We start from the raw sequence: 15,083 nt of genomic DNA, 5'->3' as shown, positions 1-15,083 counted from the left end.
TCAGAGGGTGCGGCCCAGCCTGAGCATTTTCACCGCCAGGGCCAGATAGGCCAGCGTCCAGCTGGCCGCGGCCAGGCTCAGTAACAGCGGCTGGGCAAAGGCCGCCGGGCCGCTGATATAACGCAGTATTGCGGCGGTGGCGATCAACCCGGTAATGCTCCAGATCCAGCCGGTACTTGGCGGTGTTTTGCTGCTGCGCTGGAAATACAGCCGCAGCATCACCCCGGTAGACAGGGTGCCCAGCCCGCCGATGGTGATCAGGTGCAGAGCTGGCGCGGTGGCACTCTGACCGATGAAAACGACCCCGCTGGCAACACTGCCGAGCGCCAGCCAGGCGTAACCAATGCCGAAGGCCAGCAGGTCGGGCCGCTCGATGCAGCGCCATAACTCCCACCGCAGACACCGCACCGCCAGCACCGCGCCAGCGGCAATCAGGCAGAGACCGGACCAGCGATAGCTGACCGCGCCGCTCAGCCATGGCAGCAACAACGGCAAAATGGCCAGCGCCAAGAGAATGATCAGCGCCGATTCCAGATGCGGTTGCAGCCGGGCCCGGGGCTCATGCCCCTGGCGCTCCAGGGTGACGGCTGCCGCCGGCGAGATGATGCGCCCGCCCATGAACATCATCAGCAGCAACAGGCAGAGTGCGCCGGCGTGCAGCAGACGGCGGGTATCCAGCGGCAACTGACGCGCCAGCTCGGGCCAGTAACGCCAGGTAATGAGCAGCCCCAGCCAGGCTATGGGCAGCAGGCAGATCGTCAGGATCAGCGGGCCAGTGATCTTGTTGCGCCACTTCTTCGCGGCGTTAAAACGCGGCACCACGTGCCAGGCCAGGAGCAGGGCGAAGGCCGGGGACAGCAGCAGGGCGAGCCAGCTCTCCGGCAGCAACAACCAGGCCAGGCGGGCGGCCAGCCACAGGCCGATCAGCGGGTAGAGGACCTGTCGTGGCTGGTTGCCGAGGGTGTAGCCGGCGATCAATGCCAGGGCGAAGCCGAAGATCAACTCGTGCCCATGACCGTTACCCAGCAGCCCCGGTGGCCAGCCAGTGCCCGATAGCACCGCCCAGACCGACAACGGCACGACGATAGCCGCGAGGAAAGCGGCCAGGGGGAAGAACAGCAGGAAGGCCGGGCGTTTGGCGGGGGCTTTCATCTTGATCCGGGAGGCGAGGATGATGTTGTGATGTTAGGGGGTGCGGTTGTTGCATCGCAAGCCGCACCTGGGGTTATTCGCGGCCAAGGCCGCTCCCACAAGGGGTGAACTGGATGGATGAATTGGATGGGTCAGTTCAGCACATTTTCCACGATGGTGTAGATCAGCCCGGTGGTGACGGCTACCAGGACCAGGTTGCTGTCTGAGCGGTGCCATTCGTAGCCGGGGTAGTGGGGTAGGTGCCGTACATGTTGATGGGGCAAGCGTTGGCCCCAGCCGTGGGGGATGGGGCGGCCGGTAATCAGGCGGGCGCGGGGCGGTAGTGCGGGGCCGCGGCCGATATGGTGCCGGTGTTGACGGATCTCGCGGCGCAGCTGACTGCGGTCGGGTGCCCGATACTGGTGGCGTTGTTCGTAGATCTGCCGATGGCTGGGCGGCCGGGCATGGTCCCGGGGCCGGTAGCCGGAGCCCGGGTGTTGCTGGCCGTAGCGGTTATGGTCACGTCGCAGCATCTGGTCGCGGTGATGGTCCCGCTGTTGCTGATGGTGTTTGAGCGCTTTGCGATGTTCATGGGATTTGCCGGGGGCATAAGGTCCTTCAGCGGCTTGGGCCACGGAGCCCAGCAAGGCCGCTGCGGCGAACAGGCTGATGAAAAGGTGACGTAATTTCATGGCGATACCCTCATTCTGATAAAGCTTAGAGCAGTGCCGGCGGCTGGAATTCCTCGGTGGGCAAACTTTGTGGGAGCAGTCTTGGTCCCACTGCTCCAACTCTCACCGATCCAGCCCCGACTCTCGCTGAATAACGAACAAGCTCAGCATATGGCATTGCCAGGGGCAGAGGTGGTTTGTAAAGGAGGGTTTACCTGACTTTACGCAAGGCCGCCATTGAACGCGGCACAGGTGAGTAAGGTAATCAGGGTAATAGAATCGATTGATTTTAGTTATTTTCTTGGACTGCCTAGGATAGTGCCATCCAATTCAGTGCAAGGAGCGTTTCACGATGGATATTCTCAAGCGAATCTTTATAAATGCCCGTACCAAGCCCAAGGCGGCGATGGTCGAGGATCATCCCAACTTCTGGATGTACCACTAAGAAACTCTTTGTGAAAGCCGGCCTCAGGCCGGCTCCTCTTCTTCCAATAACGCCGACAGCACATCAGGCGAACTCTTGAAGGCTTTGGCGAACAGATCGCGGTGTCTGGCCATGTAGATGCCGGCTTCTTCCGATTGCGCTTCGTTGATCGACGGTACGGCCTTGCGCAGGACGTCGCTCAGCAGCTCGGCCAGTTCCAGCATTTTGTCGTGACGGTCGGCTTCGGCTTTATCCATGAACAGGCGCTCCGGGTCTCTGCTGCTTCGGTAGACTATTTCAACGGCCATTTTTTACCCCTGGCTTGAATGTGATTCGGTGGGCCTGCGGCGCTGCATGCCGCGTGGCGGTTGACAGTATACTGGTTTTTTATCCAGTTTTGGGTTTCGCTTACGGCATATGTGTCGGGCTTTGCTAGAATCGCTCATCACTTGCATCGAATCGAGACAATTTCATGAGCATTGAAACCTGGCTGGCCTTCTTCGTGGCGTGCTGGCTGATCAGCCTGTCGCCCGGCGCCGGAGCGGTGGCCTCTATGGCCAGCGGTATGAACTACGGGTTTGCCCGGGGCTATTGGAATGCGCTGGGGCTGCAGCTGGCGCTGATACTGCAGATCGTGATTGTCGCTGCGGGGGTGGGCGCATTACTGGCGACGTCGGCCCTGGCGTTTGCGCTGATCAAGTGGTTCGGGGTGGTCTACCTGCTGTACCTGGCTATCCGGCAGTGGCGGGCACCGGCGCAGGCGATGACCCTGGAGCATCGACCCATCGGTCGGCCCCTGAGTCTGGTGTTGCGCGGCTTCGTGATCAATTTCAGTAACCCCAAGGCGATCATCTTCATCCTGGCGGTACTGCCGCAGTTCCTCGATCCGGGACGGCCCATGCTGATGCAGTATGTGCTCATGGCGCTGACCATGGTGGCGGTGGATCTGGTCGTCATGGCCGGCTATACCGGGTTGGCGGCGAAGGCGCTGCGGCTGTTGAATTCACCGCGGCAGCAACGCCTGCTCAATCGCAGCTTTGGCGTCATGTTTGGCGTTGCCGCCGGCCTGCTCGCTACGGTGCGCCGGGTGTAAGCATAAGCCGGCACCCGCCGGGTTATGTCCAGTCGGCCGACTCGATGTAACGACTGGTGATGATCCAGCCAATGCCGAAACGATCGGTGAGCATGCCGAAACCCTCGGCCCAGAAGCTGGGGCCAAAGGGCATGCGGGTGGTGCCGCCATCGGACAGCCGGTTGTAGGCCTGCTCGGCGATCAGCACATCATCGTAGTACAGCTGGACAAACACGCCCTGGGCCTGCTGATAGGTACCCGGCGGTGCGTCAGAGCCCATGATCACCTGATTGGCCACGGTGACCTCGCCATGCATGACCTGATCCAGCCAGTCTTCGGGTACGCCGGTTCCTTCCGGAGCATCGCGGTGACTGTGGATTTCGCCCAGAGTGCCGCCCAGTTCCCGGGCATAGAACTGTAGAGCCTCCCGGCAGTTACCGGGGAAGGTGAGATAGATAGCCAGGCTGGCCGGGGTTTTCGGAGTCTGTGCCATGGATGCCTCCTGGGGAGCAGTAATGAGGACTGGTGGCGCCGTGATGCTGTGGCGGGCCATTGGTTGCCGTTCTTTACTGTGATAGGAGGCTGTGCGGGGAGTTCAGGCGGGTGGATGAGTGGTAGGGCAGGCCAAGTTGGCCTGCCCTGTATGTTCAATGGGCGGAATGATCGGCTGCGGGCTGAAAAGTCATGATCCCGGCGCCGTTGCGCAGGGTCAGCCGCGTGGCGTCGTCGTTCAGCTGCACCTGCAAGGGTTTTTCCAGGCGTTGCTTGATGGCCTTTTCGCGGGCCATCAACGGTGGTTCGCAAGCCATCATGGTCTGCATCAGCATACCTACTTCCAGGGTATCGCCCTTGAGTGTGTAGTTCCCGCCCATGCCATTGCAGGCATTGCTTACGCCGATACGGTCGGGCTGGAAGCGCAGTTCGATGGGCGCGCTATTGCCGCCAGTGAGGGACGTGTCGAGGTGGCCATCGGCGTCAGTGGCTTCGACCAGGGCCCAGCTGTGAGCGGTGAGGGCATCCGGGGAAGTGGACGAGGTGGTGCTGGCGCAGCCAGAAAAAAGCAGGGTGGCTGCCAGGGTGGCGGGCAGCAGCGTGCGGAAAGTGCTCATGGTATCTCCATTAAACGGGATCGCGCACATCCTGCCCGATCCTGCGGTTGTCGTCGAGTCTACCGTCAGGGTACGCCGCCGTAAGGCGAAGTATTGGCTGAAGCGGCTTTATCGGGCATGCCGGCGACTTTGATTTCCGGCAGCTCGCCACCGATGAATTCTACGCGACGGATGGGGAAGGCGAACTCCACTTCCATGTCACGCAGCGCTTGCAACAATTGCAGATTGATCTCTTGCTGAATATCCATGTACTGGTTGTAATCGGCAGTCTGGACGATATGCACCACCTCGAACGTCAGCTGGCTTTCGTTGAAGGCGAAGAAGTGTGCGCGGTCGAACTGGGTCTGTTTGGTGCCCTCGATGATGCGCTTGATCTGCGCCCCAACCTCACGCACCTGGTCCGCCGGGGTGTGGTAGCTGATGCCGAAGCTGAACACGATCCGCCGGGTACTCATGCGTTTATAATTGTGCACGGTCTGGCTGAGCAGGTCGGCGTTGGCGATCACGATCTGCTCGCCACTCAGGGCGCGGATGCGGGTGGTCTTGAGGCCGATGTGCTCGATGGTGCCGGCTACCTCGCCGAAAACCACGAAGTCGCCGATCTCGAAGGGCTTGTCGATACCGATGGACATGGAGGCAAACATGTCGCTGAGCAGGGTCTGCACGGCCAGGGCGATGGCGATACCGCCGACACCGAGGCTGGCGATCATGGCGGTGATGTCGATGCCCAGATTGGCGAGAATCGACAGCAGCATCATGGTCCAGATCACTAGGCGTATGATGATGCCCAGCAGGGCCGTGGTTACCGGATTGCGCGCCTTGCCATCGCGGGTCAGGCTGTCGGTCCAGAGCTTGACGGCATGATCCAGCCAGAGGGCGATCTGAATGGCCAGGGCAATGAACCAGCCATGGGACATAGTCGATTCCCAGCGGGGTGACAGCTCGACGGTCTTCAGGCCGATCATCAACGCGAAGGCGAAGATCAGCAGCTTGCTGGTTGAGCGCAACAGCTCCGAGGCAAAATGGAAAACCCGGGATTGGGTGCCTTTGTCGCGCTGGGCCAGCTGCCGGCTCACTACCCGCAGCGCGATTGATAGCAGCAGGTAGGTGGCAAGCGTGACGGCAACCAGAATCCCCAGTTGCAGCCAGAGTGCACGGTCGGTGAGGAGTTCCCAATAGGGCATGCTGAACCTCCAGGCAGAGAATGAACGAGGGCAGACCTTATTTCTGTCGTTGACGAGATGGATTAGTTCCGGCAGTTTCGACGCTCTACTCCAACGCCTCAGCCTTGCGCAGAGGGATGCCAGCCTTTCTTCGAGATTATTGATGAACGCCTTTCTGTATGCGGCAACCGTTCTGATCTGGGGTACCACCTGGATCGCTATCAGTATGCAGACCGGTCCCGTGCCGGTGCTGGTATCGGTGTTCTACCGCTTTGCCATTGCCGCCTCCCTGATGTTGCTGGTGCTCGGTGTAAGCGGGCGCCTGCAAAAGCTGCAGCGAGGTGATCACCTGTTCTGCCTGTTGCAGGGCATGTGCGTCTTCGGCTTCAATTTCGTCTGTTTCTATACAGCCAACGCCTATATCAACAGCGGCCTGGAGTCGGTGCTGTTTTCCCTGGCGATCCTGTTCAATGCGCTCAATGGGGTGTTGTTCTTCGGGCGGCGGATCACCCGGCGGCTGATGCTGGCCAATCTGCTGGGGTTCGCCGGCATTGTCAGTCTGTTCTGGCATGACCTTACCGGCGGGGCAATGTCCAGCGGCACCTTGCTGGGGATCGGCTTGAGTCTGCTGGGCACCTACGGCTTCTCGCTGGGCAACATGATCAGCGTGCGCTTCCAGCAACGTAAGCTGGATCTGCTGACCACCAATGCCTGGGCCATGGGGTATGGCGCGCTGACCATGCTGGGGCTGGCGCTGGCCACCGGCGCGTCCTTCGCCATCGAACAGACGGCGGCCTATATCGGCTCGCTGCTGTATCTGGCATTGATCGGCTCGGTCATCGGTTTTGCCACCTACTTCTCGCTGATCGGCCGCATCGGCGCCGGCCCGGCGGCCTACACCACGGTCATGTTTCCGCTGATCGCGTTGGGTATGTCCACGCTGTTCGAGGGTTACCAGTGGACCGGCGCCGCGGTGTTCGGGCTGGTCCTGATCCTGGTGGGCAATGTGGTCATGTTCTATCAGCCACGGGCGGTTGCAGTGGTCCCTCAGCGGGATTGACCGTGTTGCCTGCCTGGTCTTGATCAGGCGTCAAATCTTCTCGGAAGTGCAACAGGGATGACACGCGGCGCTGCCATGCTGGCGCGTCATCACAACCCTACCGAGAACAAGTGCATGAAAAAGACTGCTCTGGCGAGTTTGATCGTCGCCGCATCCACCCTGTGGCTGGCAGGCTGCCTGGATGGTTCCAGCTCCTCCAATAACAATGCCGCCCCGGCACCGGGGGAGACTGCACCGGATACCCGCGTTCTGGTGTTGCCCTACCTGCAGAACCCGACTGACACCGCGATCAGCGTCATCTGGTTCACTGATACTGACGTGGCCGGCGAGCTGGTGGTCGATGGGGTTGGTAGCTTTACCTCCGAACCGGAGCTGGTGGAGGCCCTGGGCTATGGCGACAGCGAGGTCGAATATATCCATGGCGAGCGTAATTTCGGGGGGATTCATGCCGACGTGGCGGCGGGGCAGGCGCCGGCGTTGCCGTACCGGCACCTGGTCCGGGTAGAGGGCCTCAGTGCAGCGACCACCTATGAATACCAGGTTCGGCAACCGGGCAGCGAAACCTTGATGGAGGCGCAGTTCACCACCGCGCCGGCTGTGGGCGAGCGCGCGAGTATCCGCTTCCTGGCGATGTCGGATATGGAAACCGAGCCGGAGTCCACCGAGAAGACCGTGGCCTGGGGTGCCAGCGCTTTGCCGGTTGGTGGCGACAAGCTGGGGACCGACCCCGGCACCTACGATCGTATGTACCCGGTCGATCAGACCACCGGCTACCGCGCCAATATCCGGTACGCGATGGAACGTCAGCCGGATTTCTGGGTGATTGCCGGGGACTTGGTGGAGAAGGGCGGCCGTCAGCTGGACTGGGATGAGTTCTGGCGCCACGCCGCGGGCGAGTGGAGCGACTTTGCTTCCAGCACGCCGATCTTCCCGGCGCTGGGTAACCATGAAAACTACTGGCACCCGGAGGGCGGCTCCTATTCACCGCCGGCGGTGATGCGTTCCTATGACAAGTGGAGCAGCTACTGGGAATTGCCACGTAACTACGGCACCGATGAGCGCTACGAAAAACGCTTCTATCGAGTCGATTACGGCCCGGTCACCCTGATCACCCTCGACTCGTCGAACGGCGATGACAGTGATCCACTGAAGGACACCAACCTGGCCATCGATGGCGTGCAGTCGCGGGTGCCGGATTTCAACCGTGGCAGTGAGCAGTGGAACTGGGCAGTGAGCGAACTGGCTGATGCCAAGGCCCAGGGGCAGGTGATCTTCGTGCAGTTCCACCACACGCCTTTCGGTACCGGCGTGCATAGCCTGCCATCGGGCAGCGCCGGCATTCCGAACAACGAAGACAGCCAGTCCGGCCAGCCAATGCGTATCTACCATGAGCTGTTCGATCGTTATGGTGTGACTGCGGTACTCGCCGGGCATGATGAGCTGCTTGAATACGTGCAGATGGATGGCGTGCATTACTGGGATGTGGGTTTTGCCGGGGACGGTCTGCGTGGCCCAGGTTATGCGCCGACTACCGACTATGTGCCCTTCGACCAGTTGCCGGCAGAGGCACAGGAGACGCATTGGAGCGCCCACGGCGATGCGCCGGAAATCTGGAGCGGCAACCAGTTGGTTGACGGCGGCAAGCACTATGGCTTTCTCGAAGTCGAAGTGCGGCCTGCGGGAAGCCATGACTACGAGGTGATCATGACACCGCGCTATGCGTTTCCGCTGATGGACGAACAGGGTGTGGTTACCGGCGAGTTTGCCCATCGTCAGTACAACAAGGTGGTGAGGGTTCAGGTCGAGCGGTAATCAAGGCAGCAGGTTGAGTGCTGGTGTCTGTCGGTATCTGGCTTGGCTGTTGTGGGAGCGGCCTTGGCCGCGAAGGGGGGGAGCCGGCTGCAAGTCCTTTCGCGGGCGAGCCCGCTCCCACAGGTCCGGTGCTGGATGTTCGATGAAGGCAAGAGCTAAAATTGGCGGTCCTCTCGAACTGGTACTGGATAATCATGGAATATTTCATTATCGCTTTCGCGGTGCTCAGCGGTCTGTATTTTCACTGGTGGCTGATGGTGCGCATTCGGCGCTGGAGCAACCGGGATCTGGCGCTGTCCATGGCGGGCGAGAATCAGGCCAAGCGCGATTACATGCTTGAACAATTGGCTGAGGCCCAGCAGCGCAAGGTCGGCCGCAAGGAACTGGAGCCCTGGTTGCAGCGCGCGGCCGATGCCTACCCGGGAAACAGCGACTGAATGGTGCCGGGTTCGGGCTGGTGTTCCAGACGGTGACGCTCCAGCTGCCACCAGCGCGGCAGTAATTGCCGTACCGCCAGTTGGCCGAAGCGATCATCCAGCAGCCAGACCATGCCCTGATCCTCGGTGGTGCGAATCACCCGACCGGCCGCCTGCACCACCTTCTGCAATCCCGGATACAGATAGGCGTAGTCATAGCCCTTGCCGAACATCGTCTGCATGCGACTTTTCACTTCTTCGGTTACCGGGTTGACCTGGGGCAGACCCAGGGTGGCGATAAAGGCGCCGACCAGCCGCTTGCCCGGCAGGTCGATCCCTTCACTGAAGGCACCACCGAGCACGGCGAAGCCGACGCAGCGGGTGTCATCGGTGAACCCCTGGAGAAAGGCTTCGCGCTGCGCTTCATCCATTTGCCGTGACTGTTCCCGCACCGGTATCTCGGGCGCCATCGTACGCATGACGTCCAGCACTTGCTGCAGATAGGCATAGCTGCTGAAAAAGGCCAGATAGTTACCCGGGTGTTCACGAAACTGCCGAGCGATCAACTGCGCGATCGGCCGCAGGCTGTCGGCGCGGTGCTGATAGCGGGTTGACAGGTTGCCGACAAAACGTACCTGCAGCTGTTCGGCGGCGAAGGGCGATTCCACTTCCAGCCACTGAGTATCTGCCGGCAGGCCCAGTAGATCGGCGTGGTAGTGCTGTGGGCTCAGGGTGGCCGAGAACAGCGTGCTGCTGTGCGCAACGGTGAAGCGGTCGCGCAGAAAGGGCGCCGGGACGATATTGCGCAGGCAGAGGGTCGACAGGGTGCGCCGGCCCAGCTGGCGGCGGGTGATATCGAACAGGGAATGGGGCCCATGTTGTTCGGCGAGCCGGCAGAACGACATGGCGTCCAGATAGAAACGTAGCAGCGCCGCATCGTTGCTCTCGGGCTGGTCGCTGAGGTGGTCGGTTATGGCGCTGACCGCTTTCTGCAGGCTGAGGATGAACAGGTCGGCGATGGCCGGATAGATCTGGTATTCGGCCTGTTGGTCCCGGTGTAATTGATTCCAATGGCGATTGACCCGATCCAGCGGTGTTTTCAGGGCACTGGGGGCGGTTTTGCGCAGGGCATTGAAATTGCCCTGATCGAGTTCGGCGGTGTACATGCCGCGGGCGCGGTCGATGAGGTTATGGGCTTCGTCCACCAGCAGGGTCACCCGCCAGTCGTTCACCACCGTCAGGCTGTAGAGCAGGGCGGTCATGTCGAAGTAGTAGTTGTAGTCAGCGACCACAATATCAGTCCAGCGGCACAGTTCCTGGCTGAGGTAGTAGGGGCAGATGCCATGGGCCAGCGCGGTCTCGCGCACTGCCTGGCGAGTCAACCAGCGGCGTTCCAGGGCGGCCTGCCGGGCCGCCGGCAGACGGTCGTAGAATCCCCGGGCGAGTGGGCAGGATTCTCCATGGCAGGCGCGGTCGGGATATTCGCAGGCCTTGTCCCGGGCGACATGCTCCAGCACCCGCAGCGGCATGTCCGGTTGCTGCGTGCGCAGGCTGGCCAGGGCATCCAGGGCCAGCTGGCGGCCGGGCGTCTTGGCGGTAAGAAAGAACAGCCGGTCGAGCTGCTGCTCAGGAAACGCCTTGAGCTGGGGAAAGAGGGTGCCCAGGGTCTTGCCGATCCCGGTGGTGGCCTGCGCCATCAGGGTCTGGCCATCGCGGGCGGCCCGGTAGACCGCATTGGCGAGTTGGCGCTGGCCCCGGCGAAAGCTGGGCCAGGGAAACTGCAACTGGGTCAGGCTCTGATCCCGGGCGGCGCGGTGAGCGGTTTCCTGCTCGGCCCAGGCGAGGAAACGGCAACACTGCAGCTCGAAGAATTCCCGCAGGCTGTCGGCGCCGAAGCGTTCGCGCAATACCGTTTCCTGCTGGCTGAGCACGTTGTAATAGACCACCGCCAGATCAATCTCGTCGAGCTGGTACTCGGCGCACAGCAGCCAGCCATACACCTTTACCTGGGCCCAGTGCAGCAGCCGGTGATTGTCCGGGATGCGCTTGACGTCGCCACGGTGTGTCTTGATTTCCTCCAGAAGATTGAGCGCCGGGTCGTAGCCATCAGCGCGACCGGCGACCAGCAAACCCTGGTAACTGCCGGCCAGGGTTACCTCGCTCAGGTAGTTCGGGCCGCGTCGGGATACCACCGTTCTATGCCCGGCCATGCCTTCCTGAGCGCTGGGGGCCGGAGTGAAGCGCAGATCCAGATCGCCTTCGCGCGCGGTGAATTCGCACAGCGCTCGCACTGCGATGCGGTAGTTCATGGGTTGGTCCACTGCACATGGCAGACCGCAACCGGCATGCCATGACGGTTGCAGAATTCCAGCCAGCGACGCTGATTATCCTGCAGGCGGTCGCCGGGACCTTTCACCTCGATCATCCGGTAGCGGCGCTGCTCGGGCCAGAACTGGATCAGGTCGGGCATGCCGGCGCGGTTGGCGCGGATATCCTGCAACATGCGCTGGAACCACACCCGCAGGTGCGCGGCCGGCAGGCAATGCAACGCCTGCTCCAGCAGCGTTTGGCTGAGCAGCGGCCAGTGGACGAAGGCGGTCTGGATACCCTGCTTGGCCTGCCAGGTACGCCGGATGCTGTGTTGCCAGGCGTCAGTATCGAGGCGCGCCAGGCAATTATCGAACAGGTCACGGCGCCGGCCGTGGAAATCCGGGCTGTGCAGGTCAGCCGGGGCGCTCTGGAACGGGTGGAAGAAAGCGCCGGGCAGCGGCGCGAAGATCGCGTCCCAGCACAGCAGACCGAACAGACCGGTGATCAGGTTGTTCTCCACGTAATACACCGGCGTTTTCAGGGTATCGAGCTGCTCGCGCACGGCGACTTCCACACCCAGTGGGTGCGGGCCAGGGAGGATCAGATCGATGCGCTCAGTTCCCGTGTCGCCCATCGGTGGGTGGGCCGGTTGACCGAGTTTGCGCGCCAGACGCCGGTGGGCACGCAGGGCCAACTGCAATTCCGCTTCGTTCTCCGGCGCGTTGATCGAAGTCTGCACCAGTTCCCAGGCTTGTTGGTACTGCTGCAGCTTCTCCAGAATACGAATCTGCCGTTGCCGAGCGCCGCTCCAGCCACTGCGTTCATAGAGCGCCAATGCCCGTTCTGGCTCGGATTCCCGTTCCAGCTGCCGGGCGAGGGCGAACAGCAACCGGGCGTGGCGGCTGCGTAGCCAGGGATTGCGGCATTGCGGCTCACCGAGCAACTCGATGACCTCTGCGCAGGGCCGGCCCTCGGCCAATTGACTGCGGCACTGGTGCAGGTGGCGGTACAGCTCGATATCCCGACGACAGGAGAAGCCCCTGGACTCGGGGGTGAAATCGACATTTTCGTAACGGAAGATGCCCAGCTCCGAGAGCACGAACGCTTCCCAGCCCTGAGACAGATTGCCAAAGAACATCAGCCGCAGCCGTTCGCACAGCTCGCCGACCCGCAAGGTCAACAGGCGCTCGGGGCTGCCTGGGCACCATTGCTGAAAGCTATGCATCTCTGGTGTGCTGAGTTGCAGACGTGCAACCAGCTCGGGTTTGCGCAGAGTGCGCAGATCCGCGGAGGTGGGCAGCAGACTGATGATCTCGTCCTTGCGCAGCAGCCCGCCCAGCTCGTCGGCAGCCAATGGCTGCTGGTCACAGAGCCAGCCCAGTTCCAGCAGCGGCGCGGCAGCGGTGTTGATGTCGCCGATTTCCGGATAATTCAGGCGGCTGAGGCGAAAGTGCGGCCCCTTGCGCATGATCAGTCGCACCAGCAGCGCCTGTGATGATGAGGGCAGGGCAGCGAAGCCGATGAGGAAACGCTGCTCCTCGTCATCGAACAGATCGGCGTAGCGCTGTTGCAGCCAGTCCATCGCCTGCTGGAAGTTGTGCAGGTAGTAGAGTGGCGGCGGCTGGTCGACAGCGGCTGAGTTTTTCGGCTGGTTGGGCATACAGTATTCTGCCCGTATAGCCGCTGGGGCTTCAAGCTCGGGGTGACGGGTGGAAGTGTCAGCTATGTTCCAGATGGGCGATGGCGTCGTTGGCGCCCATGGCGCGAGCCAGATCCAGGGCGGTCTTGCCTTCGCTATCGGTGGCGTTCGGGTCGGCGCCCGCTTGTAACAGTCGCTCGAGCATGTCGGTGCGGTTGAACATGGCCGCATACATCAATGGTGGTTTTCCGCCGGCTGGGCAACCGTTGGCATCGGCGCCCTTGGCCAATAGCAGATCCAGCATGGGCATGTCACCCTTGAATACAACCCCAGCCAGTGGCGTCTGACAGCGGTCGTTCGCCAACTCCGGGTCGCTACCGTGGGTGAGCAGGGCCTCAGCTGCTTCGAGATGGCCGTTGTAACTGGCCAGCATCAGCAGGCTGTCGCCTTTGCTATTGCGCAGATTGGCAGGCAGGCCAGCGTCCAGCATTGTTTTCAACTGCGCGGCATCGCCCTGGCGGGCCAGGTCGAACATGCGCTCGGCAAATGCCAGTGTTTCATCATCAAGGGTGGGTTTGTCAGCCATGGTGGTGCTCCTGGAGAAAACCCCCATTGTGCATCTGTCGCGCAGTCAGGTCATCTTCTGCAAGGTGTCTCCCCGGCGCTCAGCCAACTAAAGCGGAACGATGACCGGGCCCAAACCGTATCTTCTGCTTTAATTAGTACAGTGACCCGCAACGAGGAGTTATCTATGGAATTGTCGAACCATGACTTAGGTGCTTTGTTCGATCAGCTTGGTCTGTCTTCCAAACCGGAAGATATCGACGTTTTTTTTGCCAGCCACTCCTTGCCGCCTGAGGTGAAACTGATTGATGCGCCTTTTTGGACACCGGCCCAGGCCCGGTTTCTCAAGGAGGAAATGCGTGAAGATGCCGAGTGGGCTCCGGTTGTCGATCAGCTGAATGTGCGTTTGCACGAGAGTTAGTTGCATCGCATGCGCTTTCTAAGGTTTATCTAATTCGGCGCGATCTGGCATGATGATGGATTGCGCCGACCGTCACATCGTTCGGCCCCCGCTTCTGGACGTTACATGACCTTACGCTTGCTACTCATTCTGGGTGGCCTGAGCGCCTTCGGGCCTCTGGCGATTGACCTCTACCTGCCTGCATTTCCCGCCATCGCGCAGTTCTTCGACACCGATACCGAACATGTTCAGTTGAGCCTGTCGGCCTATTTCATCGGCCTGGCGCTGGGGCAGCTGTTCTACGGCCCGTTGGCGGACCGTTTCGGTCGGCGCAAGCCGCTGCTGTTCGGCATTGGCCTGTTTACCGTGGCCTCAATCGGCTGCGCGCTGGCCCCGACCCTGGAATGGCTTATTGTTGCGCGCTTCGCCCAGGCATTGGGTGGTTGTGCGGGTATGGTGGTGAACCGCGCGGTGGTGCGTGACATATGCACGCCGATTGAAGCGGCCAGGGCATTCTCGCAGTTGATGTTGGTGATGGGCGTGGCGCCAATCCTCGCCCCGCTGGCCGGCGGCTGGTTGATGCTGTTCGGTGGCTGGCAACTGATCTTTGCGTTCCTCGCGGCATTCGCCGGCGTATTCGGTTTCCTGGTGTTCTTTCGTCTGCCGGAAACCTTGTCCAAAGATATTCCACCGAGCCCGTTGTCCAGCGCCCTGGGGCGCTACGGTCGGCTGTTGAGAGAACCGCAGTTCATGTTCCATGCGCTGACCGGCGGTATCGCCATGGCCGGCATGTTTGCCTATATCGCCGGCTCGCCCTTCGTATTCATCGAGCTCTATGGCGTACCGGTCGAGCACTATGGCTGGTTTTTTGGCATGAACTCGGCAGGATTCGTGCTGGCGGCGCAACTGAATGGCCGCCTGCTGCGCTGGCGTACTCCGCTCAAGGTATTAAAGACAACCACCGTATTGTTCATGTGCAGCACGGTCGCGCTGTCCGTGGTGGCGCTGTTCGAGCCATCTACGTTGTGGCCGCTGCTGGTGCCCTTGTTTCTGTGCATGGCTCTGCTGGCGTTGGTATTGCCCAATTCGTCGGCCTGCGCGTTGGCCGGACACGGGCATCAGGCTGGCGTTGCTTCGGCACTGATGGGCACGCTGCAGTTCGCCATCGCCGGCATAGTATCCGCCGTGGTCGGCCTGCTGCATGACGGCACGGCATTGCCCATGACCGGTATGATCACGCTCTGTGGTCTTGGCGCGGCAACCATGGCGCTGCTGGCGCGGCGGGTGACTCCGCGCGAAGTAATCTGACAGG

At 61.5% G+C, this 15,083-nt stretch carries 15 protein-coding genes; 6 read left to right on the top strand and 9 right to left on the bottom strand.

Going from position 1 to position 15,083, the window contains the following annotated elements; genetic code table 11:
- From INT39_RS12395 to INT39_RS12385, 3 genes are all read right to left on the bottom strand, one after another.
- Nucleotides 1-1,152 (bottom strand): NnrS family protein, encoded by a 1,152-nt coding sequence (locus tag INT39_RS12395; protein ID WP_193074241.1) that lies wholly within the window; start codon nt 1,150-1,152, stop codon nt 1-3.
- Between the two features lie 131 nt (nt 1,153-1,283).
- Nucleotides 1,284-1,823 (bottom strand): RcnB family protein, encoded by a 540-nt coding sequence (locus INT39_RS12390; protein ID WP_193074240.1) that lies wholly within the window; start codon nt 1,821-1,823, stop codon nt 1,284-1,286.
- 447 nt (nt 1,824-2,270) lie between these two features.
- A complete protein-coding gene (locus tag INT39_RS12385; protein ID WP_193074239.1) occupies nt 2,271-2,534 on the bottom strand; it encodes a YebG family protein in 264 nt (87 codons plus the stop codon).
- A gap of 164 nt (nt 2,535-2,698) precedes the next feature.
- On the opposite strand from INT39_RS12385, the gene INT39_RS12380 reads away from it, so the two are divergent.
- On the top strand, nt 2,699-3,319 hold the full coding sequence (locus INT39_RS12380) for a LysE family transporter (RefSeq protein ID WP_193074238.1): 621 nt from the start codon (nt 2,699-2,701) through the stop codon (nt 3,317-3,319).
- A 22-nt stretch (nt 3,320-3,341) separates the two neighbouring features.
- Here the strand turns inward: INT39_RS12380 and INT39_RS12375 are convergent, their stop codons facing one another.
- The 3 genes from INT39_RS12375 to INT39_RS12365 form a co-directional block, all read right to left on the bottom strand.
- Nucleotides 3,342-3,791: a VOC family protein gene (locus INT39_RS12375; RefSeq protein WP_193074237.1), complete on the bottom strand. Its 450-nt coding sequence runs from the start codon at nt 3,789-3,791 to the stop codon at nt 3,342-3,344.
- 154 nt (nt 3,792-3,945) lie between these two features.
- Nucleotides 3,946-4,407, bottom strand: coding sequence for an META domain-containing protein (locus tag INT39_RS12370; RefSeq protein ID WP_193074236.1), 462 nt, complete (start codon nt 4,405-4,407; stop codon nt 3,946-3,948).
- Between the two features lie 65 nt (nt 4,408-4,472).
- The gene (locus tag INT39_RS12365; protein WP_193074235.1) at nt 4,473-5,591 is read right to left on the bottom strand and encodes a mechanosensitive ion channel family protein; all 1,119 of its coding nucleotides are present in this window, start codon (nt 5,589-5,591) and stop codon (nt 4,473-4,475) included.
- 142 nt (nt 5,592-5,733) lie between these two features.
- On the opposite strand from INT39_RS12365, the gene INT39_RS12360 reads away from it, so the two are divergent.
- The 3 genes from INT39_RS12360 to INT39_RS12350 all read left to right on the top strand — a co-directional run bounded on the left by INT39_RS12360 (nt 5,734) and on the right by INT39_RS12350 (nt 8,879).
- The gene (locus tag INT39_RS12360; RefSeq protein ID WP_193074234.1) at nt 5,734-6,630 is read left to right on the top strand and encodes a DMT family transporter; all 897 of its coding nucleotides are present in this window, start codon (nt 5,734-5,736) and stop codon (nt 6,628-6,630) included.
- Between the two features lie 57 nt (nt 6,631-6,687).
- Nucleotides 6,688-8,442, top strand: coding sequence for an FN3 domain-containing metallophosphoesterase family protein (locus tag INT39_RS12355; protein WP_226944752.1), 1,755 nt, complete (start codon nt 6,688-6,690; stop codon nt 8,440-8,442).
- A gap of 194 nt (nt 8,443-8,636) precedes the next feature.
- Complete coding sequence (locus INT39_RS12350) at nt 8,637-8,879, top strand: hypothetical protein (RefSeq protein ID WP_193074233.1); 243 nt, start codon at nt 8,637-8,639, stop codon at nt 8,877-8,879.
- Here the strand turns inward: INT39_RS12350 and INT39_RS12345 are convergent.
- Genes INT39_RS12345 through INT39_RS12335 form a run of 3 tightly spaced genes read right to left on the bottom strand, consistent with a single transcriptional unit; the run spans nt 8,858 to nt 13,393 of the window.
- A complete protein-coding gene (locus INT39_RS12345; protein WP_193074232.1) occupies nt 8,858-11,167 on the bottom strand; it encodes an ATP-dependent DNA helicase in 2,310 nt (769 codons plus the stop codon). The genes INT39_RS12350 and INT39_RS12345 overlap by 22 nt on opposite strands.
- Complete coding sequence (locus tag INT39_RS12340; RefSeq protein ID WP_193074231.1) at nt 11,164-12,828, bottom strand: VRR-NUC domain-containing protein; 1,665 nt, start codon at nt 12,826-12,828, stop codon at nt 11,164-11,166. Before INT39_RS12340 ends, INT39_RS12345 begins: the two co-directional genes overlap by 4 nt.
- A gap of 58 nt (nt 12,829-12,886) precedes the next feature.
- On the bottom strand, nt 12,887-13,393 hold the full coding sequence (locus INT39_RS12335) for an ankyrin repeat domain-containing protein (protein WP_193074230.1): 507 nt from the start codon (nt 13,391-13,393) through the stop codon (nt 12,887-12,889).
- Between the two features lie 165 nt (nt 13,394-13,558).
- Here INT39_RS12335 and INT39_RS12330 point away from each other — a divergent pair, with 165 nt between their 5' ends.
- Both INT39_RS12330 and INT39_RS12325 read left to right on the top strand, forming a co-directional pair.
- On the top strand, nt 13,559-13,792 hold the full coding sequence (locus INT39_RS12330) for a DUF2789 domain-containing protein (protein WP_193074229.1): 234 nt from the start codon (nt 13,559-13,561) through the stop codon (nt 13,790-13,792).
- A gap of 105 nt (nt 13,793-13,897) precedes the next feature.
- Nucleotides 13,898-15,079 (top strand): Bcr/CflA family multidrug efflux MFS transporter, encoded by a 1,182-nt coding sequence (locus tag INT39_RS12325; RefSeq protein ID WP_193074228.1) that lies wholly within the window; start codon nt 13,898-13,900, stop codon nt 15,077-15,079.
- The last annotated feature ends 4 nt before the right edge of the window (nt 15,080-15,083 follow it).

The sequence above is a fragment of the Pseudomonas sp. FME51 genome, assembly GCF_014897305.1.
The sequence above is the reverse complement of the archived record's forward strand: the minus strand, read 5'-3'. Positions and strand labels throughout refer to the sequence as shown.